Consider the following 26,641-nt stretch of genomic DNA (forward strand, 5'->3'; position numbering starts at 1 on the left):
CGAGAAAATTCTCGAGCTTTTGTTTTATATGATTCCGAAATTATTTTGTTAATCTTTCTAACGAATATTCAATCATTGCATCAACTGCTTTGTAAGAATCAGCACTAAATTCACCTAAAATTCTATTTGCAACAATTGCATTTATCGACAATGCTTCATGTCCCATCATTGCTGATAATCCATAAATTGCAGAAGTTTCCATCTCAAAATTAGAGATTCTTAAACCTTCGTAATTAAAAGTTGTTAAACGCTCATTAATATCAGCTGGATTTGGTTGCAATCTCAAATAACGTCCCTGAGGTCCGTAAAAACCACAAGCTGTAGCTGTTACTCCTTGAATTGTTTTTTCAGAAGCTAATTTATCTAATAACAAATCAGATCCTTTTACTAAATATGGACGCGCTTTATTCGGCGACCAATCAACATGTTTAATAAAAGCATCTTCTACCTCTTTATTCATCACCGCTTCACTCCCAACATAATAATGCAAAAGTCCATCTAAACCTAAACCGTGAGAACCAATAACGAAACTATCAACAGGAATATCCGCTTGCAAAGCTCCAGAAGTTCCCATACGAACAAATGATAATTTTCTGAAATCTTTTTTGATCTCACCAGTTTCCAAATCGATGTTAGCCAAAGCGTCTAACTCAGATAAAACAATATCAATATTATCCGTTCCCATACCAGTCGAAATAACTGTTAAACGTTTACCATTCAACGTTCCTGTATGCGTCACAATTTCTCTTTTGCTTGCTGTCTGCTCGATTGTATCAAAATGTCTTGAAACTTTTTCGACACGATTTGGATCACCAACAGTTATAATAGTATCTGCTAAATGCTCTGGTCTTATATTACAATGGTAAACACTTCCGTCTGCATTTAAAACTAATTCTGATGCTGCTTTACTCATGATTTTATAATTAAAAATAAGAGAACAATATACAATTTTTATCAGTAATAATTGTAAAGAAATTATTAACCACCTACTCTTTTCACTTTAAATCCTTTATCTTTCAGGAAAGCCATAATCTTATCGCGATAATCTCCTTGAATGATGATTTGTTCGTCTTTAAAACTACCTCCAACACCCAAAAATTGCTTAATTTCTTTTGCTAAAAGTTTGAAATCTTCTGTTTCTCCTTCGTAACCTTCTATAATTGTATTTATTTTCCCTTTTCGTTTCTCAAACTTACAAATCAATGGTTCTTTCTGAATCCATAACTCATGTTGTTCTTCATTTGATACTTCTTCTGGCTCAGGTATATGATCAGGAAAAAGATTTTTTAATTGATCTTGTAAATCCATAGTATTTGATGTAATCTTTGTAATAAATGGCGTTTTAAATTGGAATTCGTCCATTTGTACCATTATAATTACAAAGATAAAATTTTTATTGCAGTTGTTTTATAAACCAATTTGGAACTTTATCCGAAACTATTTCAAGTTCATTTCTCTTAACTTGTGCAAATAATCTCATTTCTTGAGTTGAATTATCAAAAATATAGCCTTTATCTACAATTTTTAAAGCTGGAAATAAATTCATTAAAGTAGAATGATATCGTTTAATCACCTTTTCATCTGGTACAGCGTGACCACCTTTTTCTACTCTATTTTCAATTCGAGAAATATTAATCAAAGGATCTTCAATACAGACAAAATACATATATGTTTTGAAACCACGATTTTTAGCATCCACTATTTCATCAATTTTAGAAGGATGACTCATTACCGTTTCAAATGAATAAGATTTACCTTTAATCAATAAGTGTTTTCGGATAAATGAAGTAATAAAAGATGCTTCGTAACTATGTGTAGACTTAGATTTATCAACCAAAACATTATTTCGAAACTGCACATCAATTGCTTTTCCTTCATTATTTGCTTTTTCGAATAATGAAATTGAAGCAGGCTCAGCTTTGAAATCTTCAAAATCTTTTTCGGTAAGTTTTAGTTCATATCGATCCAAATCAATAAAACCTTTTGAAGAAATTTCTTTCTCAATCAAATCTGAATTGATAAAATATCCAGCATTAAATTTTGATGAGATTGAATCGAATAAAGTAGACTTTCCAGATCCATTTGGACCAGCAAAAACGCGTAAACGTTTTATTTTAGACATAATTTAGCTCCTTTTTTCAATTCAGCTGGAACTTTTATTCGATCTATTGTTTTAATCACCTTAATTTCTCCATTAGGTTTTCTCTCGATGATTCGATTTCCTTGAACATATTGAACTGATAAATCTAATGCTTCTGAAACTCTAATAGCAGCTTGTGATGCAGATTTAGCTAAACGATTTAACGCTCCTGCTTCTTCTAATTTTAGTATATCTGATTCTTTGTTCATAATAATAGAAATTAAATTAACAATAATTATTCATCAATAAATGTACGCAAATTTAGTGAAACCATTGTAATAATAAAAGCTTGACTTCATTCAAAAGCCTAATCTTTTGAATCTAAATTATATAATTTTTATTAATAGTTATTTGATTAATTTATTCCTAACAGATTAACAATAATCGATATTCATCTTTATTTTCTTTCGGCGCGCGATGTACACAAGGCAAAACTTTTTGTTCTGGATGATCAACTGCCAATCGCCAAAGATTTCCTAATCCTAAATTAATTGGTTCAACACCTGGACGAATTTGATAATGCAAATCAAAGAAATATTCTTTCAAAAAATCTTCAAAACCATCAATGTATCCATCATATAATTCGAATAGTTTTTCTCTAATTTCTGGAATCAAAATTTTTTGTTCCACATCTTCATTTGCAACAATATCACTGGAAGCGCCATAGTAAGTGCACAAAAAAGTATCCGTAGGAATTAGCGAACGATCAACGTGAAATGAATAAACATCTGTCGAAATAAAATCAAATTCAGTATCGCGTTCATAACATTTCAGTAAGTTTAAAGTTGGCGAAGCGCCAAAAACAGTTAATTGTTGTAAATCATTGATCAAAATATTTCTCGCTTTAATTCCTTCATTAGATAAATCTAAATCATTCAAATCAGCAATAGAAATAACAGTAATATCATCCTTTAAAATCAATTGATTCACAATTTCCTCAAAATCACCTTCTAAATTTCGCCGCCAATTTATCGCATTATTTTTCCCAGAAAAAGCTGTATGTACAAGTTCATCAAACGAAGAAACGACAAGAACTTGTTGTTGATTAGAATTATTTTGAGTAATCATATAGCTGCAAAATTACTATTTATCAAAAAATAATTCAGCCTAAAAATTAAATTATTCCGAATGTAAATTCTCCGTTGCAAAAGTTGTATTTTTACCAAAGATTAAAAGACAATGGAAAAAGAAATTATCACCAAAACATTTACATATAAAGGCCACACCAAAACTTTTAGTGCAGAAGTGCAACCTTTACCGCCTTTCAACCCAGAAACGATGGATCGCGTGAAATATGAAGAAACCAAAGAAGCACATTATATGCTTGCCGAAGCGGAAGTTTATAACCAGAAAACAGAATGGTTTTTTAAAATTGAACAAGAATTGCAAAAATAATGAAACGACACTTACGCTAAGTGTCGTTTTTTGTTTAAGTTTAATCCACAAAATTAAAACATGAAACAAATTACTCTAGCATTATTTACACTTATTACGCTTTCGGCTTGTACTTCTAGCAAGACGGTTTTTCATAAAAAATGGACAACAAAACAAGCGCCAGAAAATTTTGTTGCTCGATTTGAAACAACAAAAGGAAATATTGATATCGAAGTTGAAAGAAAGTTATCGCCAAAAGCTGTTGATCGTTTTTATCAATTGGTTAAATACAATTTTTTCGAAGATGGAACTTTTTATCGTGTTGTTCCGAATTTTGTCGCCCAATTTGGAAATACAGACACAATTGTTTCTAATCAATGGAAAAAGTTTATTGTAGAAGATGAACCTGTTATTGCTGGAAATAGTAAAGGAGCTTTGAGTTTTGCGCGCGCAGGAAAAAACTCAAGAGATTTGGATTTGTTTATTAATCTGAAAGATAATCATCGTTTGGATACAATCAATTCCAATGATGTAGTAGGTTTTCCAAGTTTTGGAAAAGTGGTGAACGGAATGAATGTTGTAGAAAGTTTGTATGATGGTTACGCTGGACAAACAATGGAAGATGAAGAAATTTTTAACAGCACAAAATTAATGCGCGAAAGATATCCAAAGCTTGACAGAATATTGAATGCAAAAATCATTAAACTGAAAAAGAAAAACAAGTAAAACAATGTAACATAAAGTTTTAACATGACACAAAAATCAATTTAAATGTTTTGGCATGTACTTTGTAATACATAATACGTTTTTAAAACATATTTTGTGAAATGAAAAAATCAAAATTCTTTAAAGTCGCTGGAGAAGCAGCAATGGCAGCTCAAAAAGACAAATCTTTTTTTGAAAAAGTAAAGGCTTTTTTCAATATGTTAGGTGATTACAAAAAAGGAAGTTATAAACCTGACAACATGAATTTATTTCTTGGATTTGTAGCAACTTTATACATTATTTCTCCTATTGATATTATTCCAGAAGCGCTATTTGGACCTTTTGGTTTGATAGATGATTTTGGGATTTTACTTTTTGGAATGAAATATTTCAACAAAGAAATTATTAAATATCTTGCATGGAGAGATACGCAAAGAGCCTATGCAAATGTTGAAGATGCAAAAATTATTGAGTAGCTATAAATTAAATAGCTATAAAAAATCCGATTGAATTTTCAGTCGGATTTTTTATTTTTAGATTATTCAAAAAATGCTCTCTTTCTCATAAATAAAATTTATTATCTGACGATTATTCATTAGATTTGAGCAATACAATACTAAAAACTAAAACACCTGAATAATGGTAATTATTAATAATTTCGATGAATACAAAGCTTTCGAAGGTAAAGAAATCGGTAAATCTGACTGGCATATAATAAATCAAGAACAAATCAATCGCTTTGCTGATGCAACTTTAGATCATCAATGGATTCATACAGATCCTGAAAAAGCAGCTAACGAAGGACCTTTCAAAAAAACAATAGCGCATGGTTATTTAACGCTATCTTTAATTCCACATTTGTGGGATCAAATTGCGGAAGTGCGCAACATCAAAATGTTAATCAATTATGGAATTGAAAATTTGAGATTTGGACAAGCTGTTTTGGTTGATAGTGAGGTAAGATTAACTGCAAAATTGAAATCTATTACTAATTTGAGAGGAATTGCAAAAGTTGTCATCGAAGCAAATTTAGAAATTAAAGATAATCCGAAACCTGCTTATACGGCTGATGTGGTTTTCCTTTACCACTTTAATGATTAATTAAAGATCAATATAATTTACAAAGCTTCTATTTTTTATAGAAGCTTTTTCTTTTCATAAAATATCGAAGTATCTTGCGCTCGATTTCATATAACATGCAAAAAATTCAAAATAATAAAACCTTAATTTCTATTGTTGGACCAACTGCAATTGGTAAAACCAATTTGGCAATAGAAGTTGCAAAACATTTTCAATCCGAAATTATTTCTTGTGATAGTCGTCAATTTTTCAAAGAAATGAAGATAGGAACTGCTGTTCCTTCTGAGGAAGAATTGACTGAAGTGAAGCATCATTTTATTCAAAATATTTCTATTCACGAAAAATATTCGGTTGGTGATTTTGAGCGTGATGGCTTAGCTTTTTTGAATAATTATTTCAAAACAAATGACATTTGCGTCATGGTTGGTGGATCTGGTTTATATGAAAAAGCGATCACAGTTGGCTTTGACGAATTTCCTGATGTTAATCCTAAAATTAGAGAAGATTTGAATAATGAGCTTGCTGAATTTGGAATTGAAAAATTGCAAAAAGAATTGCAAGAAGTCGATCCAAAGTATTTTGAAGAAGTTGATATTTTCAATAAACAGCGTGTAACACGTGCTTTAGAAATTTTTAGATCTTCGGGTTTACCTTTCTCTAACTTCAGAAATCAAGATTTGAACAAACGTCCATTTAACATAATTAAAATCGGTTTAGAACTTCCTCGCGAAGAAATGTACGACCGAATCAATCGTCGAGTTGATATTATGATGAACGAAGGTTTATTAAATGAAGCAAAAAATTTATTTCCTTTAAAAGATTTGAATGCTTTGCAAACTGTTGGTTATCGAGAATTGTTCGACTTTTTTGAAGAGAAAATTACATTGGATTTTGCAATAGAAGAAATCAAAAAGAATACAAGACGTTTTGCAAAACGTCAAATGACATGGTTCAAAAAAGATGAAACTGTCAATTGGTTTTCTCCTTTCGAACAAGAAAATATCATTAATTTTATATCGAACAAAATATAAATTATGGAAAATTTTGTTGCCATCGATTTCGAAACTGCAAACAATTATCGTAATTCTGCTTGCGCGGTTGGAATTGTAACTGTGACAGATAATGTGATTACAGACGAGTATTACACGTTAATTCAACCACCACAAAATCAATATAATTATCATAATATTTTGGTTCATGGAATTCGTCCCGAAGACACAATTGATGCACCAAGTTTTGAAGACGTCTATTTTGAAATCAAACATCGTTTACAAAATCAGCTTGTTGTTGCACATAACGAATCGTTTGATCGTTCTGTTTTGAAGAATACAATGGAGTTTTATAGCCTCAATTACTCTCAACTTAACCTTGCCGAAAAGTGGGAATGTACATACAGAATTTTCAAACAGAAAGGAATTGTTCCTACAAAATTATCCGATTGTGCTCGCCGATTTAATCTTCAACTCAACCATCATGAAGCTTTATCTGATGCAAAAGTTTGTGCTCAATTATACTTATTAAAATAGTTTTTACTAAAAATTTATCTGATTAATCGTTTAAAAATAATTTTTACAAAAATTACAATAAATTCACATTCAGTAATATAACCATTTACAAATATTTGTAAGTATTTACAATTATTTACAAGTATTTAAAATTGATTAATAACAACTTTAATAATTCACTTTTCTAAGAAAATTTAATAAAGCAAAAATTCTATTCTAAATAAGTTGATTTTATGAAATGAATTGAGAATGCAAAATTTTGAAAATTAACTTTCAAAATTTTATAAAATGAAGTTTAAACTGAAATTTAGTTCTGATAAACCTTTACAAGTTGAAAAAAAAATTAATAATTTAAAAAATTGATTTCAATTGGATTTTTATCGAAGAAGTAAAATAATCACATTATGTATTTAACATAATAAAGAGGGTTACTCTGGGAACATTAATTTCAAAATTGAAAAATTGATTCCTCCCCTACTCTTTTTAAAAACATAAAAAAAGGTTGCATTTGCAACCTTTTCTTATAACATAATAACGCCTTCTATCTTCGAAACTTCTTTGTAATAATTGATTACTGTATCCGCATCAATCACATAAAGTTTAATCGAAATAGATGTATATTTTCTATTTTTTGAAGCTTTGTAATCAAATTCAGCATTCGTTCCTGCAAAAATATCTTTGATTTTTTTCATCGTTTCTTCACTTGAAGGATAAATGAATTTGAACAAATAATCTGTTGGAAATTTTTGTACATCATCTAATCTTTCTTTGAATTTTGCATAAAAATCTTGCTCATTGTGAGAGCTATCTGGTATTTCTTCGAATGTATAATCTCTATTTGTGTCCATATCTATTATTTTTTTGTTACAATGTCAAAAACAATACCACTTCACATTATTGATAAAATATAGAATTAATAAGACATTTTGACATATTATAAATCTTATAATTTCAATCTCATCATATAATCTATTTGTTCATCATCACCAAGTCTGAAAATATGTTGATCGAATTTTTCGAAACCATTCTTTAAATAGAAATTAATCGCTGAAATATTCTTTTCCTTCTGTAATGTGTTTTTCTTCAACTCTTTTTATTGTAATTTCTTCGTTCATTAATGCGAAACAAATTTTAATCCTACAATTGAACTAATTAATATAAAAATAAAGAATATTCTCCAAAAATTAGCAGGTTCTTTGAATACAAAAATTCCAATTAAAACTGTTCCAACAGCGCCAATTCCAGTCCAAACAGCATAAGCAGTTCCCAAAGGTAAAGTTTGTGTTGCTTTGATTAATAACGCCATACTTGCGACCAAACACACTGCAAAAGCACCGTACCACATATACATTTCTGAGCCTGTTGTTTCTTTGGCTTTTCCTAAAGATGATGTAAATCCAATCTCGAATAATCCTCCTAAAATCAATAAAATCCAATTCATTTTGTTAATATTTTACTGCAAAGATGAATTAGAAAAAAATAGTATTTTTTTACAAATGTTAAAAAATTATTCTCTTAAATTTCGGCGCGAATCCTACTTAATGTTACTTGGGAAATTCCTAAATATGACGCGATATAACCTAATTGCACACGATTAATCAAACTTGGATTTTCTTCTAACAATTTTTTATAACGATCAATCGCCGTTCCTAGTTGCCTAGAAACAAAACGCTCTTCAGTTTTTATCAATTCAATTTCAGCAAGTTTTCTTCCCCAATTTGCAATCTCTAAATTAGTTGCGTAAAATAACTGTAAATCAGAAGATTTAATTTCATATAACTCACAATCTTCCATTAATTCAATTGTTTCGTAACTAATTTTATTTTCGACATAACTTCGCATCGATAAAATCAAATCGCCTTCTTTCCCAAACCAAAACGTAATTTCTTTTCCATCGTCTATCGTATACGCACGAACAATTCCTTTTTTGATGAAATATAACTTTTTCTCAACTTTATCGGCATCAATAAGCGTGGTGTTTTTTGATAATCGAATTAGTTGAATTTTATCTGCAATCAACTGAATAGACTGCGAGGAAAGTGGTGAAATTTGATCTAAGATTTGTTCTATTTCCATTATTGAAACTTGTCTAGTAAAAGTAAACAAAAAACTCAACCTAAAATAGGCTGAGTCATTCAAATTAAATTAACACCTGAAGTCTACTTTGCATGTAGACCGCATTCTTTTTTACTATTGTCTTCCCACCACCATCTTCCGGCACGAAAATCTTCACCTTCGTTTATAGCACGTGTGCAAGGAGCACAACCAATACTTATAAAACCCTTGTCGTGTAACGGGTTGTAAGGAACTCTATTTTCTTTCAAATATTCGAAACAATCCCCTGTTGTAAAATCAATCAATGGATTGAATTTGAATAATTGTTTTTCTTCGTCAAACTCTATTTCGTGCATATCATGTCGATTATTCGATTGCTCCGCACGCAAACCTGTAATCCAAACTGATGCTTCATTTAATGCACGATTCAAAGGAATTACTTTTCTGATATAGCAACATTGTTTTCTTAAATCAACCGAATCGTAAAAAGGATTAATTCCATTTTCTTCAACAAAATTTTCTAACTCCTCTGTTGGTGGATAAAATGGTTTAATCTTCGCTTGATATTTAAATTCTGTTTTGTTCCACGTATTGTACGTTTCCTGAAAAACACGACCTGTATCTAAAGTAAAAATCTTAATATTGTCTAATTTTTGACTTAAAATAACATGAGAAATAACTTGATCTTCGAAACCAAAACTTGTCGAAAAAACTATTTTTTCTTTAACGTTGTTATTCAAAAACAATAATTTTTCTTCTAAACTAGTTTGTTCTATTACTTCCTCTAATATTTCTTTCAGTTGATTCATTTTGCATATATAATCTCTATAGTTTTTATAGAGTAATTATTTTTAACAAATGTATCAATTCCAACTTTGTAAACAAAACTAATCTCGACTAATTTTATAGATATAATGCAATATAGAATCAATAAATTATATAAGCTAATTTTATTTATACTTTAATCATTTTCGATAGTTAATTATCATATTCATAAAAAAGAACAAAATTAGTCCAAATTGCCACTAAACAGAGGTTTTCGAAGAGTTTAAATTATTAATTAACTCAAAAATCAATATAATTATTAGGATAAAAATATTTAAAATACCATAAAAATAAATTCTATCTAATCATCTTCGAGAACAAATTATGAATATCGCAAACGAAAAAAGCCAAACTACAAAGTTTGACTTTTTAATTTATATTTTTTATAATGATGAATTAACACAAAAATGGATGAAAATAACCAAACCCAATAACCGAAAAGAGTAAATCATACTCATGCACTTGCAAAATATTTAATCTTGTCAAATGATTAATTCCATAAAAAGACATTAAAACTATAGTTAGAATTGAAATATAAAAACCTACATTTTTTCGGTAAAATATCCATTAAAATAATAATGTAATATTTCCTAACCAACAAAAAAAGTCCAAATAAGGAAAAGTCATCCAACCGACATAAGCATATATATAACCTGAATATTCTTCGAGATCATTAAAAATGAAATGCACAGGTAAAGTCAAACTCACCAAATAATAAGTTAAAATACTTACATATAAAAACAGATTATTTTTCCAATTTAGCTTCAAATTCCTCTATTTGTTTTTCCAATTTTTTATTCACTTTTTTCAATTTGTTTTGAGGACTAAACATCGCATAAACCAGCAAACCTACTCCTACTCCCACAACAGCTCCAATTTTTTCGTTCTTATTAATCGCTTTCGAAATTGCAATTCCTACGGCAGCTCCAGTTGTAACGATTGAAACTGTATTTTCAAAACCTTTTGATTTTGTGTCCAAAACTTCTAATAAATTATTCATAGTTGATTATTTTTTTTTATAGTTGCAATAAATATTCCTAAATATAAATCATTCCAAATTATTTTAAAAATTGTTCGTATTAATTCAAGTGTTTATCTTTGTTCGGTAACATTTTTAGAATGGAAATACAAGACAAAATTTTAGCGCTTCGAGAAGAGCTTACTCAGCATAATTACAATTATTACGTTTTAGATAATCCGACAATTTCTGATTTCGAATTTGATTTGAAATTGAAAGAATTAAAACGATTAGAAGACGAAAATCCTATCTTTTTTGATGTCAATTCACCTACACAACGCGTTGGTGGAATGGTTACAAAAAATTTCCCGACGATTACACACGAATTTAGAATGTATTCGTTAGACAATTCATATTCAGTTGAAGATTTGCAAGATTGGGAAAAACGAATTGAGAAAACGTTAGGTGAAAAAGTAGAATTTGTTTGTGAATTGAAATATGATGGCGCTTCCATTTCTATTTTGTACGAAAACGGCGAATTGATGCAGGCTGTAACGCGTGGAGATGGAACACAAGGTGATGAAATCACGAATAATATTCGTACAATACAATCTGTTCCATTGAAATTGAAAGGAAATTATCCTGAACGATTTTATATGCGTGGCGAAATTACAATTCCGCTCAATAAATTTGCTTCAATTAATGAAGAACGCGCTAATAATGGTTTAGAATTGTATGCAAATCCTCGAAATACTGCTTCTGGATCATTGAAATTACAAGATAATACCGAAGTTGCTAAACGTGGTTTACAATGTTTCCCGTATTATTTTATTGGAAATAATTTGCCTTATTCTACGCAATGGGAAATGCTACAAGCCGCTGATGAATTAGGTTTTAAGATTCCGCATACGTCAAAATTATGTACTTCTTTGGAAGAAGTTTTAGCTTTTGTAGATCATTGGGATATCGAACGTAAAAATTTACCTTACGAAACGGACGGAATTGTGATCAAAGTGAATTCTTTTTCACAACAAGACGAATTAGGTTATACAGCAAAATCTCCACGTTGGGCAATGGCATATAAATTCAAAGCTGAAGCTGCCGAAACCGAATTATTGAGTATTGATTATCAAGTTGGTCGAACTGGAGCGATTACGCCTGTTGCAAATCTTGCGCCTGTTTCTTTGGCTGGAACGATCGTAAAACGTGCTTCTGTCCACAACGAAGATATTATTAAAAAGTTGGATATCCGCATTGGTGATATGGTTTATGTGGAAAAAGGAGGCGAAATTATTCCGAAAATTATTGGTGTCAATACTGATGTTCGCCAACCTGGAACCGAAGAAATCGAATTCATTAAAAATTGTCCTTCTTGCGGAACAGAATTAATTCGTAATGAAGGTGAAGCGCAGCATTATTGTCCAAATGAGAATGGTTGCGAACCGCAAATTATTGGAAAATTAGAACATTTTGTTTCTCGAAAAGCAATGGATATTGAGGGCTTAGGTGGTGGAACTATAGAAATTCTTTATTCTAATAATAAAATCTCAAATATCTCAGATTTTTATAGTTTAAATAAAAATGAGATTATTGGTCTTGAAAAATGGATTGATAATGATTATGCTGGATTAAAGTATAAAAATCAATTACAAGTAGACTTAGTTAAAGCAGTTTTTGCTCTTTCAAAAAAATGGGGAAATCTAACAATAAAAGATAGCGAATTCATAACTAAAAATGTTAAATCATTAAATGAGTTATTAAATATTGAAACAGAAAATAATAAAATTACAAAATTCATCTCTGAACTTAAAAATTCATTAACTAATATTGATTACCAAAATTACTATTCCTTAGAGAATTATGTTTCTCTAAATTTACTTTTAGATATTAAATTTCCAAATATCTTAAATCAAAATTCTGATTTATTTAGTAATAAAATTTACGATATTGATACTATAAAATATATTGACGAATTACTTGTTTGGAATAATAAAAATAATAAAGATTTCGAACAATTTATAATAAGTATTGCTGATAGAAATAGAATTGGTATTAAAGAAAAATCTGCAGAAATTATTTTAAACTCAATTGAAAATTCTAAAAATGTCAATTACGAAAGGGTATTATTTGCTTTAGGAATAAAATTAGTTGGAGAAACAGTTGCTAAAAAAATTGTTAAGAAATTCAATTCTATTGAACAATTAATAGATTCAAGTATTGAAGAATTAGAGTCTATTGATGAAATTGGAAACAAAATTGCATTAAGTATCAAAAATTATTTTTCTAATGAAAATAATTTAAATATTGTACATAAATTAAAAAATTACGGGTTAAAATTTGAACTCGACAATTCATCAATTCCAATATCTAGTATACTTGAAAATAAAACATTTTTATTTACTGGCTCATTAACCAAATTCAATCGAACTGATGCGCAAAAAATGGTGGAAGATCATGGAGGAAAAAATATTTCCGCAGTTTCTAAAAATTTAAATTATCTAGTAGTTGGTGAAAATGCCGGAAGTAAACTAAAAAAAGCAGAAGAAATAGGAACTGTTATCGTATTGACTGAAGACGAATTTTTAAATTTAATAAATTAAATAATGGATACTTATAATGATTTCGTTGCCATTGATTTTGAAACATCATACGGACATATTCCTTGTTCTTTAGGTATAGTTGAATTTTCAAATGGAGAGCCAATTAATGAATATTATACATTAATAAAACCAATAGATTTAAAATTTAATCCAATAAACTCTAGAATAAATGGAATATTTCTTGAAGATGTTTTTAACAAAAAAGAATTTGATGAAATTTGGAATGAAATAGAGCATTTTTTCATTGATAAAAATATTGTTGCGCATAATGCATCTACTGATATAACAATTCTTAATAAAACCTTAGATTATTATAAAATTCACAAACCAGATTTTAAATCATTTTGTACTTTAGAAATTTCTAAGTCTCTATTAGAATTAGAAAATTATAAACTTTCAACTCTTGCTAGTTATTTTCAATTTAATCAAAATAATTATCACAATGCATTAGAAGATGCTTATATATGTGGGCAAATTTTCAATGAATTTAGGGATAATGCATTTGAATATATAAAAAATGATAATAAAAAAAGAATTCGAAAACCTAAATCTAATGCATCTTCTATTAACACTATAAAAACCGATATTCTATTAGGCAAAACGTTTTTGTTTACAGGAACTTTGACTAAATTCAATCGAACTGATGCACAAAAAATGGTGGAAGATCATGGCGGGAAAAATATTTCTGCAGTTTCTAAAAACTTAAATTTCTTGGTTGTTGGCGATAAAGCAGGAAGTAAACTGAAAAAAGCAGAAGAAATAGGAACAGTTGTCGTGTTGACCGAGGACGAATTTTTAAATATGATTAACGACTAATGGAATCAGGATTAATTGCTGTCATTATATTCGGAATTGTATTATTGATTTTGATTCCATTTATCTATTATGGATTGCGAATGGCAGGCTACAACAAATCTGCAATGATAGTTTCGCTTGCGATATTTTTTATTGTGATGATTCCGATCGTGAAATATGGTTACAGAAGTCAAATGTATTCTAATGATGATTTGAAAACCGATTTACACCAAGCTGGAATTGGGTTTAAAGGAAATTTAAAAATTGTTTCGACAGATATTTCTGGAATTAAAAACATGAAACAAGAAACAGTTTTGATTATGGATTCTGCCGATGTCAATACAATTATTAATCGAATAGAAACTGATCCTCGCTTCAAAATTTCTCCAGAAACACTGAGTTTGAAAGAAGAATTAGGCTCGAATGCAAAACATAAAACCAATAGAAATTATCGTTTCAAAGATAATTTTATTTTAGAAACTTACGGAATGTCTGATGATTACACGATTCGATATTCGGAACTGAAATTTAGAAAAGGAAATGACACAGTTTTCTTCAAAAAAGAAGAAGTGTATTAAAAAGATAAAATCCGTCAATTGACGGATTTTTTTATTCAAGATTATTTATTTCTGAGATATTAAAACTATGACTTTTTGAATTTTCAATTTTCCTTTTAATAATAGTGGAATCTACTTTCAATGTGTCAAAATTGAATGTTCGAGGTTCTAAATAATATAATTCTAAAATGGAATCTTTTCTATTAATTGTTCCATATTTATATTGTTTATTAGTAATAGTATCAAAATATATTGTGTCATTTTTCAGATAATATTTACCAACTTCTCGTGAAGGGAAAAAACAAAACGAATTTACAATATAAATACTATCTGATTTAAAATGATAGCTGATACCGCAACTTGCGGTTCCTTCACTAAAAGCAAATAATTTATCCTTACCATAAATTGTATTATCAGTAATTATTCCTGATGGATATAGAAAAACTAAAGTCAAAAAAACAGTGCTAATAAAAACAGGTATTCCTTTTTTGAAATTTCTTTCAGCATCATCAAAATATTTATACTACTTTAGTATTGTAGAAATAATTAATCCTACGAATAAAATAAGCTCTATTAAATATAAAACAATCGCGAAAATTCCAGTTTCATGAATCCAAAAATGTTGTGTATTAATTAATAGAAACAATAACACTAAAGAACAAAAATGAAATGGATATAGTTTGAACATAAAACAAGTTAATCAAATTGTAATATAGCTATTATAAATCATTTATTTATAATTATTTTCCATCTTAATTAATTCATCAAATTCAACTAAAGTATTTTCACTTTCAGTCTTATAATTTTTAGATTTTCCTATAAAATGAATCAATTTTCTATCTTCAAAATAATAACGAGATTCTTCTATTATCGATTTTTTATCATCAAATTCTTTCCAATACAAAGGAAAATTATAAGTTGTATCTTGTTCAAAAACGAAAGATAATTTATCATTCAACAAATAATATTCAGCCAAATACTGTCCAGATTCTCCAAACTTTCGTACTATAATTTTTTCTAATTTATCATTTAAAAAGTAATAATTTATAAAACCTCCTTCAGTAGAGTCATCTGTTTCAACTTCTTTTATTTTTGACCAAATTTTAATTGAATTAATTCGATTAAAATTTGATTTAATTGGATCTAATTTATTTTCAAAATCTTTTGAAATAATAACTTCAGAACTTTTATAATCTTTTTGTTTTTGAGCAAATACATTAAATGAACTAAAAATAATAAACGAAATTAATAAAAGAGTTTTCTTCATTGTACTAAAATTATTTCCATAAAATTCAATAAAATATACTAATTTTCAATCAATAATAATAGTGAATTTTATGCAATTTAGAGTCACTCGTCATACCAATCAAATCAACGAAATAAAAAAATTCTATACTAAAGTTTTAAATTTTGAAATCCTTGGAGAGTTTCAAAATCATAATGGATATGATGGTATTTTTATTGGAAAACCAGATTTAGACTGGCATCTAGAATTTACAACAACTCACGAAAATATCAATCATCACTTTGATGAAGACGATTGTTTGGTATTTTATCCAACAACGCAACAAAAATATAACAAACTCATTGAGCGTTTAGAAATTCATCATATCAAACCAATAAAATCGAAAAATCCGTATTGGAATGAAAATGGAATTTCTTTCTTAGATCCTGATGGATTTGTTATCATTGTTTCACCTTTGAGAATTAAATAATTTGAAAAAATTCAAATTCTTAATAATCCGATGAATAAAAAATTAAATCCTTGGTATAAATTACAACAAGGTAAAATTAAAACTCCAAAATGGTTGTTTACAAGTGATGATTGGAAAACGTGGGATTAAACGTCTTTTTAATACAATATTTAGTCTTAATTTTACACCAAATTAATCGCCGTGAATCGAGAAGAAATAGGAAATCAACTGCTAAATGAAGTTTTACAAATTCAACTTGCCAATAAACCAATCAATTCTAAATATTTAGATTTAAAACGTTTGGTTGAAAATATTGCATTTGAGTTAACAAAAAACGAAGCTTTACAGTTTTCTAACTTTTTCTCGAAGCTATCTTTTATTTGTAATCAATACCAAGTTTCTACTAAAATTCATTCGTTTCGTAAAACTGCTCAACGAATTCTGAGCGAGAAATACGAACCGACAGAACACGAATATTTTACACATTATAAATATATTGCAGATTTTATTTCTTCGATTTATGAAGTAATGATTCCAGCAGAAATTATCTACTATTTTCCTGAAAAAGAATTTTATACAAACAAAATTCTTACTCGAAATCGGGTTAAAAAATTGCGTGTTCAAGTGATTGAAATCAAACGAGATTGTTTGATTTGCGATCATGAAGATAATGAAACAGAAGAAAATATTACAGTTCAAATTGATGAGGATGGCGTAAATGAAAACTTTACTTCTATTGAGGATTTTTGGGTTGGTGCACAATTAAATTTAGTCAATTCGACGATTGATGAAGAAGGAATTTATCATCCACGTTTTATCATTCTCGAACCAGATTATTTGGTTGATATTTCGGCAATTGCTGAATGTTTTCAGGATTATGGAACTTCTGAATTGCATTATATTCAGAAAAAATTTGAAGAAGCGCCAAATAGTAAACACATTCGATTAGGAAATTTTGCCAATTCAGTTGTCGATCATTTTTCAACAGAAAACATTGAAAACACGGACTTTAATGAGATTTTCAAGAATGATTTCAAAAATTATCCATTAGAATATACGGCTTGCAACGATTTGACGAATCCACAAGACTTGAAAGATTATTATCTGGAAGCAAAAGGTCATTTTGACCGTATTCAAAAAGTGTTGACCGAGGATTTTCCTCAATATGATATTTCGTTGGATCGTGCATTAATAGAGCCTTCATTTTTGTGCGAACAATATGGTATTCAGGGTCGTTTAGATTTATTAGACATTAATCCCGAAGGAAAAAATAAAATTATCGAGCTGAAATCTGGTGGTGCACCTTTTCCTGATGATGGAAAAAGTGTCAAGCCAAATCATGCGACGCAGCTCTTTTTATATTACCAAATTATTGGTGTTTTATATGATTTAGAGTTTAAAGATGTCACAAAAAACACCGAAGGTTATATCTTCTATTCGAAAGTATATCAAGGAAATTTACGTTTTGATGTGCCAACTTTAGCGCGAGTTCAACGTATTTTTGATTTACGAAATCGAATAATTATCAATGAAAATCGGTTAGCAAATCATGCATTAACCGATATTGAATCAACTATTTATTCGATTAAACCTGCCAATTTTATCAAACGAAAAATTAATCCTCGTTTCAAAGAAATTTTAGAAGAACAGTTGGATAAATTTATCTATCCGATCAAAAATAGTTCACCGTTAGAAAAAGCTTATTTTTATTCGTTTACGAATTTCATTGCGAAAGAACAATATATGGCGAAACTTGGTTTGGGACAATCCACTTCTAACAACGGTTTGGCGAGTTTGTGGCTGAATACTTTCGAAGAAAAAAATAATAATTTCGAGATTATTTATGATTTAGAAATTGTAGAAAATCATATTTCTGATCCAAAACGAGAAATTAAATTAAAAAGAACCAATCCTGCTAATGATTTTATTTCGATTCGAGAAGGTGATATTTGCATTCTTTATCCTCGGAATAATTTCAAAGATTCTGTTTTAACAAATCAGGTTTTTAAATGTACGATCAAAAGTATTTCGAGAGAATTTATTGTGTTACGTTTTCGTTATCAACAACCAAATACACGATTTTTTGATTCGTTTGATTCAACAGGAAAATGGGCTTTAGAGCGCGATTTCATGGATTCTTCTTTCGTTTCGATGTACCGAAATTTATATGGATTAATTCATTCTTCTAAAGCAAAAAAAGATTTGATTTTAACGCAATCTGTTCCAAAAAGTGAAATGGATTATGATTATTTTAATTCAAATCTTTCGGATGAACAAAATCGAATTCTGAAAAAAGCACTTTCTACAAAAGATTACTTTTTGTTGAATGGACCTCCAGGAACAGGAAAAACATCGATTATCATCAAAGAATTGGTGAAAGAAATCTATGAAAAACAGGATTGTAACATTTTGCTTTTGGCGTATACAAATCGTGCAGTTGATGAATTATGTGAATCGATAAATTCGGCTATTTCTGATCAAATTGAACAAAAATTCATTAGAATTGGGAATGAATTATCTACTTCTCCTGAATTTCATCAAAATTTATTGAATAAAATTATTGAACAAAAAGATGCCGATTTAGAGCAAAAAGGAGAAAAATTTTCGAGAAAAACAATTCAAGATATTATTCGTAAACAACGCATTTTTGTTTCGACCGTAGCTTCGATTTCAAGTAAAAATGATATTCTGAAGTTGAAGAAGTTTGATACCATTATTATTGATGAAGCTTCGCAAATTTTAGAACCACAAATTGTTGGGATTCTACCAAAAGCAGAACGTTTTATCATGATTGGTGATCACAAACAATTGCCTGCAATCGTTTTACAAAATCCTGAATTAGCGAAAACAAATAACGAATTATTAGAAAATATTGGTTTAATTAATCGTAAAAATTCTATTTTCGAGCGTTTGTATGAATTTTGTGAACGAAATAATTACGAAAATGCGTTTGACCAATTGACTTATCAAGGAAGAATGCACGCTGAAATCGCAGATTTTCCGAACAATTATTTTTATGATGGAAAATTAAACGTAGCCTTTGATATTCCAAATTTAAATGATGAAATAAAACAAAGTTTAAATCGTCAACGTGCAGATTTACATTTTGAACATTATAATCAATCAAATAATTTACAAAACTTTATCACGAATCATCGTTTTGCATTTATCAATGTTGACGAAAATCCTTATTTGCCTTCAACGAATGTACAAGAAGCCGATTTGATTGTGAAGTTTGTGCAAGAAATTATTCATTTATATGAAATCAATCAAAAACCATTTGATCCAAAGAAAACAATTGGAATTATTGCACCTTTCCGTAATCAAATTGCATTAATTAAACAGAAATTAGAATTAGCAAATATTCCAAATCATGAACAAATTACAGTTGATACTGTTGAGCGTTACCAAGGAAGTCAGCGCGATATTATTTTGTATAGTTTTGCGGTAACATATCATTCACAATTGAATGCGTTGGTGAATATGAATGACCAAGGAAATGTTGACCGAAAACTAAATGTGGCGTTAACACGTGCAAAAGAGCAATTATTTTTGATTGGAAATCAAACGATTTTGAAAGAAAATCAATTGATTAAAACATTAATTGAGTATTTAGAAAATAAATCTTCACATAAACTTATAATCTAATCAAAATCACTTCATAATTCATTTAAGATTCAGTAAATTTGTGCAACTATTTTTGTAAAATTATGTTGTATCAAAGAAGTAGCGCATTATTCAAAGACGCGCAAGAATATATTCCAGGAGGTGTAAATTCTCCTGTTCGTGCATTTAAATCTGTTGGAGGAACGCCAATTTTTATCAAAAAAGCCGAAGGTGCTTATATTTATGATGAAGATGGACGTGCTTACGTAGATTACATCAATTCTTGGGGACCAATGATTATTGGACACACAGATCCGCGTGTTTTGAATGCGACTGTTGAGCAGATGAAAAATGGTTTTTCTTTTGGTACACCAACTGAATTGGAAACTGAAATTGCGAAATTAATTACTTCTGTTGTACCAAACATCGATATGGTTCGTATGGTAAACTCTGGTACAGAAGCTTGTATGTCTGCAATTCGTTTAGCAAGAGGTTATACAAATCGTGATAAAATTGTAAAGTTTGAAGGTTGTTACCACGGACATTCAGATTCATTTTTGATTAAAGCTGGTTCTGGTGCTGCAACTTTCGGAAATCCAAATTCGCCAGGTGTAACGCAAGGAACTGCAAAAGATACATTGTTAGCCGAATACAATAATTTGGAAGATGTAAAAGCTTTATTCGAACAAAATAAAGACGAGATTGCTGCTATTATTGTTGAGCCAATTGCAGGAAACATGGGATGTATTGTTCCTGAAAAAGGTTTCTTAGAAGGATTAAGACAAATTTGTGATGAAAATGGAGCTTTATTAATTTTTGATGAAGTAATGACTGGTTTCCGTCAAGCGATGGGTGGTTCTCAAGAACGTTTAAACATCAATGCAGATATCGTAACATTTGGTAAAGTAATTGGTGGTGGTTTTCCAGTAGGAGCTTTTGCTGCTCGTCGCGAAATTATGAATCACCTTGCTCCTCTTGGTCCTGTTTATCAAGCGGGAACTTTATCTGGAAATCCAATTGCGATGCGTGCTGGTATCACAACTTTGAATATTATTAATAATGATAGAGCATTATTTAATCGTATTGATAATGCAACAGAAACTTTAGATAACGAGATTTCTAAAATATTTGCTGAGAAAGGAATTCCTGCACATATTAATCGTTTAGGTTCGATGATGTCTGTGTTCTTTACAGAACAAACAGAAATCAAAAACTTTACAGATGTAACGAAATGTAATCACGAAAGATTCAATAAATTTTTCCATCATTTGTTGACAAATGAAGTTTACATTGCTCCTTCTGGATACGAAACTTGGTTTATTTCTGATGCAATTAAAGATACAGAAATCAATAAAACATTAGATGCTGTGAGAAGCTTCGAAGGTTAATAATAAACAAAAAATGCAGTAGTTTTCTACTGCATTTTTTATTAAAATAAATCATCATCGATCATTTTAGCTCCTTTTAAGGTTGCCATATAACGAAGTGCTTTGATGTATTTTTCTATTAATTCAGGATTATCTATTTTGAAAAATATACAAGTATTCAGCCCGTTATACATTGTATTTGAAATAACAACAATTTGATTTTTTGTATCTTTTTTGGATACATCTTTTATTCCACTCCAATTAATTTTCGTATATGCTCCATTGTCGGAATAAGCATGAATTATATCACCGTTAATTTCTAATCTCCTTGCTCCTTCCTGAACTGTGATAGAACTAACGTCATAAACTTCCGCTTTTTTTGTATTCAACCATTCGAGTGTTTGTTCTTCTGTTTGAGCATTTACCCATACAAAGCTGAAAAACAAAAGAATTAATATCAATAAATTTTTCATTTGATATAATTTATACTTTTTAAATATGCAGCATCTGTTTCTTTCGGAATATCCATCCAAACCCAATCAGCTTCATAGTCAGGATCCCAAATTCTTATTTTAACACCAATCAAATTGTCAAGTTTATATTGCAAAACAAAATCCTTTCCAATAAAAATTTTATCATCTGTAATTTTATAACCATCATAGATATAAACCTCTTCGTTCGAGTTTGGAAGATAAAAAAAAGCGGTTTTATTATGAGGATTTAAAACTAGTGTTTTATTTCTCAAATCATCAGGCAGACTGTACATTTTACCATTTTGATCTTCTAACCGAATAAGCCGCCAATTATTTTCAGTCAAAATTTTAATCTTCTCTTTTAAGCTTAAATCTTGTGCTTTCGCACTTCCAACTCCTAAAACGAACACAAATAGTATAATTATTTTTTTCATAACGAAATATTTATAACCAGTTTATTTGAAGTAAATTTCTTTCAATTATAAATGAAATAAAATACCTCAAATGAAGTATTTTTACTTATTGGTTTTCATCAATTTACTCTATTGACTGTATCATGAAGATATAATAGAAATCTGTCTTAAAAATTTAAAGAAAATTACAGAAAAAATATTTTGATTGAATATGCTCAATATTTATTACAAAAAGGAGAGTTGAGAAAGAAGTATCTTGAATTTAGAAAAAAGAAAAAAAAAGAAGCAGAATATGATTATTGATAAAAACTGTCAATTTAGACAGTTTTTTATCAACTAAAATCTCCTATATGTTCCATTTCACTTTCGAAACTTAGCACTTTTGTCGCATATTTTTGCAAACTCTTTTGCTTAATTTCTGATAAAAAATTATTCTTGAATTTACCTAAAGTCAATTCATCATTCACAAATAATTGCAACGAATAAGAAACCGCTCCTGGTTCTACATGAGAAGTTATTTTTCCTAAACGAGCGCCAATAAAACAATTTGATTTCAAATAATCATTAATATGCTCTTTCTGAATCCACTCAAACCAATCGTCATGCACCTCTTGTTCAACAATAAAAGTTGTATTATATAATATCATTATCTAATTTTTTGCAAAGATACAAAGGTTTTCGCATTATATTTTTCTTGAAAAAGAAAGTCTAATCAAGATTTTATGTTTAAATTTACCTATTATTCATAACAAACAAAGATGAACAATACGCAACAATTTATACAAGATAATAAACAACGTTTTCTTGATGAATTAATCGAATTACTTAAAATTCCTTCAGTTAGTGCTGATCCAGCCTACACACAAGACGTAAATGATGCTGCCGAAATGGTGGCAAAATATTTAAAAGAAGCAGGTGCTGATAATGTTGAAGTATGCGAAACAGAAGGTTTTCCTGTTGTTTACGGAGAAAAAATAGTTGACGCTTCAAAACCTACTGTTTTAGTTTACGGACACTACGATGTACAACCAGCTGATCCTTTAGAATTATGGGAATCTGGACCATACGAACCAGTAATCAAAAAGACAGAAATTCATCCTGACGGAGCAATTTTCGCACGTGGTTCTGCTGATGATAAAGGTCAAATGTTTATGCACGTTAAAGCTTTTGAGGCGTTAAACAAATCAAACGAATTACCTTGTAACGTTAAATTTATGATCGAAGGTGAAGAAGAAGTTGGTTCTCCTTCATTAGTAAATTTCGTTAAAAACAATAAAGAGAAATTAAAAAATGATGTGATTTTGATTTCTGATACTTCTATGATTTCAAACGAACAACCTTCTATTTCAGTTGGTTTACGTGGTTTATCTTATGTAGAAGTTGAGGTAAAAGGAGCTAATCGCGATATGCACTCTGGTGTTTATGGTGGGGCTGTTCCTAATCCGATTAATGTTTTAGCAACAATGATTGGAAAATTAATCAATGAAAAAGGTCACATTACAATTCCAGGTTTCTATGAACCAATTCTTGAATTAACTGAAGATGAAAGAGCTGATTTAGCAAAAATTCCATTTGATGTTGAAGAATACAAAAAATCTATCGGTATAGCTGATATTCAAGGAGAAGAAGGTTTTTCTACAATCGAGAGAGCGTCTATTCGTCCTACGTTAGATGTAAACGGAATTTGGGGAGGATATATTGGCGAAGGTGCTAAAACAGTTATTCCTTCTCATGCGTATGCTAAAATTTCAATGCGATTGGTTCCTGGACAAGATCCAGAAGTTGTAACAAAACAATTTGCAGATTATTTCCCAACTTTAGCGCCTTCTTCTGTAGAAGTTAAAGTAAAACCACATCATGGAGGTAAACCTTATATTTTACCAACAAATCATCCTGGTTTTATCGCTGCTAAAAAAGCGTTAGCTGAAACTTTTGAGAAAGAAGCGTTAGCCGAAAGAGCTGGTGGATCTATTCCAATTGTTGCTTTATTCGAAGAAGAATTAGGAACAAAATCTGTTTTAATGGGATTCGGATTAAACTCTGACGTTATCCACTCTCCAAACGAACATTATGGTTTATTCAATTTCTACAAAGGAATCGAAACTATTCCATATTTCTACAAATATTTTAACGAACAATAATTTTCGACAAAATAACTTCTGAAAAGCGAATCAAATTGATTCGCTTTTCTTTTTGGTTTATAGTAGAATGATTAATTTTGAACTTTATTTTTATCAATGAGTAAAAAATTCTTAATTGCGGGTGCAGGAATTGCGGGTTTAACTTTAGCAAAAGCTTTGCAAGACTTAAATTATGATTACGAAATCTTCGAGGCTTCGTCAGAAGTTCGTGGAATTGGGGCTGGTTTTGGTTTGGCTTCTAATGCAATGAAAGCATTTGAAATTCTAGGTTTAGCAGAAGAAGTTGCTCCTTTGGGGCATATGTTAGAAGATTTTGAAATTCAAGATTGGAAAGAAAAAACGATTCTGAAAGCCGATACAGAACGATTAAGAAAAAATTACAACAACGAAAATTTTGCCATTCATCGTGCAGATTTACATCATTATCTAGTCTCGAAAATTGATTCGAATAAAATTAAAACGTCAAAAAAAATAAAATTATTTGAACAAAGTTTTGAGAAAGTTGTCCTTCATTTTGAAGATGGAACTTCTACAGAAGGTGATTATTTAATTGGTGCTGATGGGATAAATTCTACAATTCGTCAACAATTGTTAAAACAGTCGACACCTCGTTATGCGGGATATATTTGTTGGCGTGCCATTGTGGAAGATAAATCGTATAACTCAAAGAAAAGTATCGAAACATGGGGACCAAATGGTCGATTTGGTTTGACTCCTCTTATCAATCATCAAATATATTGGTACGCTTGTGTCAATACAAAACTAAATTCTGAAGTTTACAACTACGCTTTAAGTGATATTAAAAATCAGTTCAAAGATTATTCGGGACAAATCAGAAATACTTTACAAAAAACGAATCCAGAAAGTATAATTGCTACGCCAATTATGGATATAAAACCGATTAATAATTATGCATTTAATCGTGTTTTATTAATTGGAGATGCAGCACATGCAACCACACCAAACATGGGGCAAGGCGCATGCATGGCGGTTGAAGATGTTTGCGTTTTGTATGATGAATTAATCAAAAAAGATACTGATATTTTGTTAGCTTTTGAACATTATAATTTACGTCGTTTGAAACGAACACATTATATTATCGATACTTCTCGTTTGGCTGGAAAAGTTGCTCAAGTAGACAATAAATTTTTGATGAATATACGAAATTTTGCTTTCCGAAATTTACCACAATCTTTGATGCAAAGTCCTTTAGAAGACTTATTGGAAGAAGATTTTATGAAGATTTAGTTTATTCCATTATTAATTTATCTAATAAGTTTTTCATTATTTCTGTTCCGTTTTCTTGGTAAACAAAACCATGATTACCCTTTTCTAATGATTCTAAATGCCAATTTTTGTTATGTTTTTTTAAATAAATTGATTCCACTTCCTCAAATTTAAAAACGTTGTCATCTTTAGCATTCAACATATAAAAAGGTTTTTTGATTTTAGAAAAGTCAATCTCTTCAATTTTTAATTTTGGATCTGCAGAAAAAGCATAAAAACCTTTAAACAAATTCGAATGATTTGTTGCAAACCAAAAAGTTGCTGAACCGCCATTTGACATTCCTCCAAGATAAATTTCTTTCTTGTTTATAGAATATTTTTTTTCAACTTCTTTTACAATCGATAAGACATTTTCAAAAGCTTTTTTTCCAAATGGATACAGAATAATAGCATTGTATTCATCTGCCAAAGAAAATATAGATTCTTGCTCTATTTGATAATTATTATGAGTAAAATTTTCTGTACTCACCACTCCTCCATGCAAATAAACAATCATTCTTGAAGGCTTTTTAGACGAATAACTTTTAGGAATTAAAACCAAATAAGGAACTTTGATAGAATCTACATTGTTTGTATATAAAGCAAATCCTGCATTTGGCTGATCTGTTTTTATTTTTTACTCTATTGTTACTTATACTTTTTAACCAATCTACATTTAATTTTTCTTCACGAAGTTCTTTTTCTTTTAACTTCTCTTTCATCACAGAAACTAAATTATTCCATTTAGGATCAGAATAAATCTTAGAAAAATTTTCATCATTAGAAAGATAATCAACTTCTTCTTTGGTAGAACCTAAACCTTTTTGAACTCCCATTTCTAACCAATCTAATGCTTGATTTGGTTTATTACAATTTACTGACGAGATTGCTCCATAATAAAAATCATAAGGGTTTCGATTTTCATTATTCAGAATTTGTTCAAAAATTTTATGTGCTTCACAATATTTTTTATCTTTTAACAATTCTTGAAGTATAATTGTTTTTTCCTCATAAGATTGAGCATTAATAAAAGTAAACAAAAAGAATATAATTAGTAAGAATATTTTTTTCATAATCATGTTTTTTT

The 26,641-nt window shown here is 29.4% G+C and carries 30 protein-coding genes and 3 pseudogenes; 15 read left to right on the forward strand and 18 right to left on the reverse strand.

Annotated features, from left to right (window positions below):
- Nucleotides 1–40 precede the first annotated feature (40 nt).
- The 5 genes from N5D46_RS00110 to N5D46_RS00130 all read right to left on the reverse strand — a co-directional run bounded on the left by N5D46_RS00110 (nt 41) and on the right by N5D46_RS00130 (nt 3,208).
- Nucleotides 41–913 (reverse strand): nucleoside phosphorylase, encoded by an 873-nt coding sequence (locus N5D46_RS00110; protein WP_115000579.1) that lies wholly within the window; start codon nt 911–913, stop codon nt 41–43.
- 65 nt (nt 914–978) lie between these two features.
- On the reverse strand, nt 979–1,308 hold the full coding sequence (locus N5D46_RS00115; protein ID WP_115002063.1) for a translation initiation factor: 330 nt from the start codon (nt 1,306–1,308) through the stop codon (nt 979–981).
- 85 nt (nt 1,309–1,393) lie between these two features.
- Complete coding sequence (locus N5D46_RS00120) at nt 1,394–2,122, reverse strand: hypothetical protein (RefSeq protein ID WP_280048869.1); 729 nt, start codon at nt 2,120–2,122, stop codon at nt 1,394–1,396.
- Nucleotides 2,110–2,349, reverse strand: coding sequence for a hypothetical protein (locus tag N5D46_RS00125; RefSeq protein ID WP_038334320.1), 240 nt, complete (start codon nt 2,347–2,349; stop codon nt 2,110–2,112). Before N5D46_RS00125 ends, N5D46_RS00120 begins: the two co-directional genes overlap by 13 nt.
- 157 nt (nt 2,350–2,506) lie before the next feature.
- Nucleotides 2,507–3,208, reverse strand: a complete 702-nt coding sequence (locus N5D46_RS00130; RefSeq protein ID WP_115000583.1) for a DUF1826 domain-containing protein — start codon at nt 3,206–3,208, stop codon at nt 2,507–2,509.
- A 111-nt stretch (nt 3,209–3,319) separates the two neighbouring features.
- On the opposite strand from N5D46_RS00130, the gene N5D46_RS00135 reads away from it, so the two are divergent.
- From N5D46_RS00135 to N5D46_RS00160, 6 genes are all read left to right on the forward strand, one after another.
- On the forward strand, nt 3,320–3,535 hold the full coding sequence (locus N5D46_RS00135) for a hypothetical protein (RefSeq protein WP_038334324.1): 216 nt from the start codon (nt 3,320–3,322) through the stop codon (nt 3,533–3,535).
- 60 nt (nt 3,536–3,595) lie between these two features.
- Nucleotides 3,596–4,240, forward strand: coding sequence for a peptidylprolyl isomerase (locus N5D46_RS00140; RefSeq protein ID WP_280048870.1), 645 nt, complete (start codon nt 3,596–3,598; stop codon nt 4,238–4,240).
- 101 nt (nt 4,241–4,341) lie between these two features.
- Nucleotides 4,342–4,695: a YkvA family protein gene (locus N5D46_RS00145; RefSeq protein WP_115000587.1), complete on the forward strand. Its 354-nt coding sequence runs from the start codon at nt 4,342–4,344 to the stop codon at nt 4,693–4,695.
- A gap of 163 nt (nt 4,696–4,858) precedes the next feature.
- The gene (locus N5D46_RS00150) at nt 4,859–5,320 is read left to right on the forward strand and encodes a MaoC family dehydratase (RefSeq protein ID WP_038334338.1); all 462 of its coding nucleotides are present in this window, start codon (nt 4,859–4,861) and stop codon (nt 5,318–5,320) included.
- A 95-nt stretch (nt 5,321–5,415) separates the two neighbouring features.
- On the forward strand, nt 5,416–6,330 hold the full coding sequence (gene miaA / locus N5D46_RS00155) for a tRNA (adenosine(37)-N6)-dimethylallyltransferase MiaA (RefSeq protein ID WP_125349391.1): 915 nt from the start codon (nt 5,416–5,418) through the stop codon (nt 6,328–6,330).
- Nucleotides 6,331–6,333: 3 nt separating this feature from the next.
- Nucleotides 6,334–6,825 (forward strand): 3'-5' exonuclease, encoded by a 492-nt coding sequence (locus N5D46_RS00160; RefSeq protein ID WP_038334348.1) that lies wholly within the window; start codon nt 6,334–6,336, stop codon nt 6,823–6,825.
- A 500-nt stretch (nt 6,826–7,325) separates the two neighbouring features.
- Here N5D46_RS00160 and N5D46_RS00165 read toward each other — a convergent pair whose 3' ends face one another.
- The 6 genes and pseudogenes from N5D46_RS00165 to N5D46_RS00190 all read right to left on the reverse strand — a co-directional run bounded on the left by N5D46_RS00165 (nt 7,326) and on the right by N5D46_RS00190 (nt 10,684).
- The gene (locus tag N5D46_RS00165) at nt 7,326–7,652 is read right to left on the reverse strand and encodes a DUF493 family protein (protein WP_038334352.1); all 327 of its coding nucleotides are present in this window, start codon (nt 7,650–7,652) and stop codon (nt 7,326–7,328) included.
- Between the two features lie 95 nt (nt 7,653–7,747).
- Nucleotides 7,748–7,867, reverse strand: a pseudogene (locus N5D46_RS00170) (GNAT family N-acetyltransferase); the annotation flags it as partial.
- Between the two features lie 51 nt (nt 7,868–7,918).
- Nucleotides 7,919–8,245 (reverse strand): multidrug efflux SMR transporter, encoded by a 327-nt coding sequence (locus N5D46_RS00175; RefSeq protein WP_125349392.1) that lies wholly within the window; start codon nt 8,243–8,245, stop codon nt 7,919–7,921.
- Nucleotides 8,246–8,319: 74 nt separating this feature from the next.
- Nucleotides 8,320–8,880, reverse strand: coding sequence for a Crp/Fnr family transcriptional regulator (locus N5D46_RS00180; RefSeq protein ID WP_280048871.1), 561 nt, complete (start codon nt 8,878–8,880; stop codon nt 8,320–8,322).
- An 83-nt stretch (nt 8,881–8,963) separates the two neighbouring features.
- Complete coding sequence (locus N5D46_RS00185; RefSeq protein WP_280048872.1) at nt 8,964–9,668, reverse strand: phosphoadenylyl-sulfate reductase; 705 nt, start codon at nt 9,666–9,668, stop codon at nt 8,964–8,966.
- Between the two features lie 761 nt (nt 9,669–10,429).
- On the reverse strand, nt 10,430–10,684 hold the full coding sequence (locus N5D46_RS00190) for a hypothetical protein (RefSeq protein ID WP_280048873.1): 255 nt from the start codon (nt 10,682–10,684) through the stop codon (nt 10,430–10,432).
- A 119-nt stretch (nt 10,685–10,803) separates the two neighbouring features.
- On the opposite strand from N5D46_RS00190, the gene ligA reads away from it, so the two are divergent.
- The 4 genes and pseudogenes from ligA to N5D46_RS00210 all read left to right on the forward strand — a co-directional run bounded on the left by ligA (nt 10,804) and on the right by N5D46_RS00210 (nt 14,615).
- Nucleotides 10,804–13,242, forward strand: a complete 2,439-nt coding sequence (gene ligA, locus N5D46_RS00195; RefSeq protein ID WP_280048874.1) for an NAD-dependent DNA ligase LigA — start codon at nt 10,804–10,806, stop codon at nt 13,240–13,242.
- A 3-nt stretch (nt 13,243–13,245) separates the two neighbouring features.
- Nucleotides 13,246–13,710: pseudogene (locus tag N5D46_RS00200) on the forward strand (exonuclease domain-containing protein); the annotation flags it as partial.
- A 93-nt stretch (nt 13,711–13,803) separates the two neighbouring features.
- Nucleotides 13,804–14,058, forward strand: a pseudogene (locus tag N5D46_RS00205) (BRCT domain-containing protein); the annotation flags it as partial.
- Nucleotides 14,058–14,615 (forward strand): hypothetical protein, encoded by a 558-nt coding sequence (locus N5D46_RS00210; RefSeq protein ID WP_038334375.1) that lies wholly within the window; start codon nt 14,058–14,060, stop codon nt 14,613–14,615. The pseudogene N5D46_RS00205 and the gene N5D46_RS00210, both read left to right, overlap by 1 nt.
- A gap of 31 nt (nt 14,616–14,646) precedes the next feature.
- On the opposite strand, the gene N5D46_RS00215 is transcribed toward N5D46_RS00210, so the two are convergent.
- Both N5D46_RS00215 and N5D46_RS00220 read right to left on the reverse strand, forming a co-directional pair.
- Nucleotides 14,647–15,048, reverse strand: coding sequence for a hypothetical protein (locus tag N5D46_RS00215; protein WP_280048875.1), 402 nt, complete (start codon nt 15,046–15,048; stop codon nt 14,647–14,649).
- A gap of 276 nt (nt 15,049–15,324) precedes the next feature.
- Nucleotides 15,325–15,861, reverse strand: coding sequence for a hypothetical protein (locus tag N5D46_RS00220; protein WP_280048876.1), 537 nt, complete (start codon nt 15,859–15,861; stop codon nt 15,325–15,327).
- A 70-nt stretch (nt 15,862–15,931) separates the two neighbouring features.
- Between N5D46_RS00220 and N5D46_RS00225 the strand changes: the two genes are divergently transcribed.
- The 3 genes from N5D46_RS00225 (at nt 15,932) to hemL (ending at nt 21,282) form a co-directional block, all read left to right on the forward strand.
- Nucleotides 15,932–16,309, forward strand: a complete 378-nt coding sequence (locus N5D46_RS00225) for a VOC family protein (RefSeq protein WP_125349524.1) — start codon at nt 15,932–15,934, stop codon at nt 16,307–16,309.
- A 180-nt stretch (nt 16,310–16,489) separates the two neighbouring features.
- A complete protein-coding gene (locus N5D46_RS00230) occupies nt 16,490–19,936 on the forward strand; it encodes an AAA domain-containing protein (RefSeq protein ID WP_280048877.1) in 3,447 nt (1,148 codons plus the stop codon).
- Between the two features lie 62 nt (nt 19,937–19,998).
- Nucleotides 19,999–21,282, forward strand: coding sequence for a glutamate-1-semialdehyde 2,1-aminomutase (gene hemL, locus N5D46_RS00235; protein WP_280048878.1), 1,284 nt, complete (start codon nt 19,999–20,001; stop codon nt 21,280–21,282).
- Nucleotides 21,283–21,323: 41 nt separating this feature from the next.
- On the opposite strand, the gene N5D46_RS00240 is transcribed toward hemL, so the two are convergent.
- The 3 genes from N5D46_RS00240 to N5D46_RS00250 form a co-directional block, all read right to left on the reverse strand.
- The gene (locus N5D46_RS00240; protein WP_280048879.1) at nt 21,324–21,734 is read right to left on the reverse strand and encodes a hypothetical protein; all 411 of its coding nucleotides are present in this window, start codon (nt 21,732–21,734) and stop codon (nt 21,324–21,326) included.
- Nucleotides 21,731–22,168: a hypothetical protein gene (locus tag N5D46_RS00245; RefSeq protein ID WP_280048881.1), complete on the reverse strand. Its 438-nt coding sequence runs from the start codon at nt 22,166–22,168 to the stop codon at nt 21,731–21,733. The genes N5D46_RS00240 and N5D46_RS00245 overlap by 4 nt, the downstream gene beginning before the upstream one ends.
- Before the next feature lie 311 nt (nt 22,169–22,479).
- The gene (locus N5D46_RS00250) at nt 22,480–22,794 is read right to left on the reverse strand and encodes a DUF4286 family protein (RefSeq protein WP_280048882.1); all 315 of its coding nucleotides are present in this window, start codon (nt 22,792–22,794) and stop codon (nt 22,480–22,482) included.
- 111 nt (nt 22,795–22,905) lie between these two features.
- On the opposite strand from N5D46_RS00250, the gene N5D46_RS00255 reads away from it, so the two are divergent.
- A complete protein-coding gene (locus tag N5D46_RS00255) occupies nt 22,906–24,288 on the forward strand; it encodes a dipeptidase (protein ID WP_280048883.1) in 1,383 nt (460 codons plus the stop codon).
- A gap of 96 nt (nt 24,289–24,384) precedes the next feature.
- Entirely contained in the window at nt 24,385–25,536 is a 1,152-nt protein-coding gene (locus tag N5D46_RS00260; RefSeq protein ID WP_280048884.1) for an FAD-dependent monooxygenase, read from the forward strand.
- Nucleotide 25,537: 1 nt separating this feature from the next.
- Here N5D46_RS00260 and N5D46_RS00265 read toward each other — a convergent pair whose 3' ends face one another.
- Entirely contained in the window at nt 25,538–26,071 is a 534-nt protein-coding gene (locus N5D46_RS00265) for a dienelactone hydrolase family protein (RefSeq protein ID WP_260391972.1), read from the reverse strand.
- 28 nt (nt 26,072–26,099) lie between these two features.
- Nucleotides 26,100–26,627: a hypothetical protein gene (locus N5D46_RS00270; RefSeq protein ID WP_125349515.1), complete on the reverse strand. Its 528-nt coding sequence runs from the start codon at nt 26,625–26,627 to the stop codon at nt 26,100–26,102.
- Between the last annotated feature and the right edge of the window lie 14 nt (nt 26,628–26,641).

Source organism: Empedobacter sp. GD03865, from assembly GCF_029840775.1.
GTDB lineage: Bacteria > Bacteroidota > Bacteroidia > Flavobacteriales > Weeksellaceae > Empedobacter > Empedobacter falsenii_B.

Coding starts and splice junctions, on each gene's coding strand:
- N5D46_RS00110 (WP_115000579.1), bottom strand. CDS start 913: ATGAGTAAAGCAGCATCAGAATTAGTTTTAAATGCAGACGGAAGTGTT.
- N5D46_RS00115 (WP_115002063.1), bottom strand. CDS start 1,308: ATGGATTTACAAGATCAATTAAAAAATCTTTTTCCTGATCATATACCT.
- N5D46_RS00120 (WP_280048869.1), bottom strand. CDS start 2,122: ATGTCTAAAATAAAACGTTTACGCGTTTTTGCTGGTCCAAATGGATCT.
- N5D46_RS00125 (WP_038334320.1), bottom strand. CDS start 2,349: ATGAACAAAGAATCAGATATACTAAAATTAGAAGAAGCAGGAGCGTTA.
- N5D46_RS00130 (WP_115000583.1), bottom strand. CDS start 3,208: ATGATTACTCAAAATAATTCTAATCAACAACAAGTTCTTGTCGTTTCT.
- N5D46_RS00135 (WP_038334324.1), top strand. CDS start 3,320: ATGGAAAAAGAAATTATCACCAAAACATTTACATATAAAGGCCACACC.
- N5D46_RS00140 (WP_280048870.1), top strand. CDS start 3,596: ATGAAACAAATTACTCTAGCATTATTTACACTTATTACGCTTTCGGCT.
- N5D46_RS00145 (WP_115000587.1), top strand. CDS start 4,342: ATGAAAAAATCAAAATTCTTTAAAGTCGCTGGAGAAGCAGCAATGGCA.
- N5D46_RS00150 (WP_038334338.1), top strand. CDS start 4,859: ATGGTAATTATTAATAATTTCGATGAATACAAAGCTTTCGAAGGTAAA.
- miaA (WP_125349391.1), top strand. CDS start 5,416: ATGCAAAAAATTCAAAATAATAAAACCTTAATTTCTATTGTTGGACCA.
- N5D46_RS00160 (WP_038334348.1), top strand. CDS start 6,334: ATGGAAAATTTTGTTGCCATCGATTTCGAAACTGCAAACAATTATCGT.
- N5D46_RS00165 (WP_038334352.1), bottom strand. CDS start 7,652: ATGGACACAAATAGAGATTATACATTCGAAGAAATACCAGATAGCTCT.
- N5D46_RS00175 (WP_125349392.1), bottom strand. CDS start 8,245: ATGAATTGGATTTTATTGATTTTAGGAGGATTATTCGAGATTGGATTT.
- N5D46_RS00180 (WP_280048871.1), bottom strand. CDS start 8,880: ATGGAAATAGAACAAATCTTAGATCAAATTTCACCACTTTCCTCGCAG.
- N5D46_RS00185 (WP_280048872.1), bottom strand. CDS start 9,668: ATGAATCAACTGAAAGAAATATTAGAGGAAGTAATAGAACAAACTAGT.
- N5D46_RS00190 (WP_280048873.1), bottom strand. CDS start 10,684: ATGAATAATTTATTAGAAGTTTTGGACACAAAATCAAAAGGTTTTGAA.
- ligA (WP_280048874.1), top strand. CDS start 10,804: ATGGAAATACAAGACAAAATTTTAGCGCTTCGAGAAGAGCTTACTCAG.
- N5D46_RS00210 (WP_038334375.1), top strand. CDS start 14,058: ATGGAATCAGGATTAATTGCTGTCATTATATTCGGAATTGTATTATTG.
- N5D46_RS00220 (WP_280048876.1), bottom strand. CDS start 15,861: ATGAAGAAAACTCTTTTATTAATTTCGTTTATTATTTTTAGTTCATTT.
- N5D46_RS00225 (WP_125349524.1), top strand. CDS start 15,932: ATGCAATTTAGAGTCACTCGTCATACCAATCAAATCAACGAAATAAAA.
- hemL (WP_280048878.1), top strand. CDS start 19,999: ATGTTGTATCAAAGAAGTAGCGCATTATTCAAAGACGCGCAAGAATAT.
- N5D46_RS00240 (WP_280048879.1), bottom strand. CDS start 21,734: ATGAAAAATTTATTGATATTAATTCTTTTGTTTTTCAGCTTTGTATGG.
- N5D46_RS00245 (WP_280048881.1), bottom strand. CDS start 22,168: ATGAAAAAAATAATTATACTATTTGTGTTCGTTTTAGGAGTTGGAAGT.
- N5D46_RS00250 (WP_280048882.1), bottom strand. CDS start 22,794: ATGATATTATATAATACAACTTTTATTGTTGAACAAGAGGTGCATGAC.
- N5D46_RS00255 (WP_280048883.1), top strand. CDS start 22,906: ATGAACAATACGCAACAATTTATACAAGATAATAAACAACGTTTTCTT.
- N5D46_RS00260 (WP_280048884.1), top strand. CDS start 24,385: ATGAGTAAAAAATTCTTAATTGCGGGTGCAGGAATTGCGGGTTTAACT.
- N5D46_RS00265 (WP_260391972.1), bottom strand. CDS start 26,071: ATGATTGTTTATTTGCATGGAGGAGTGGTGAGTACAGAAAATTTTACT.
- N5D46_RS00270 (WP_125349515.1), bottom strand. CDS start 26,627: ATGAAAAAAATATTCTTACTAATTATATTCTTTTTGTTTACTTTTATT.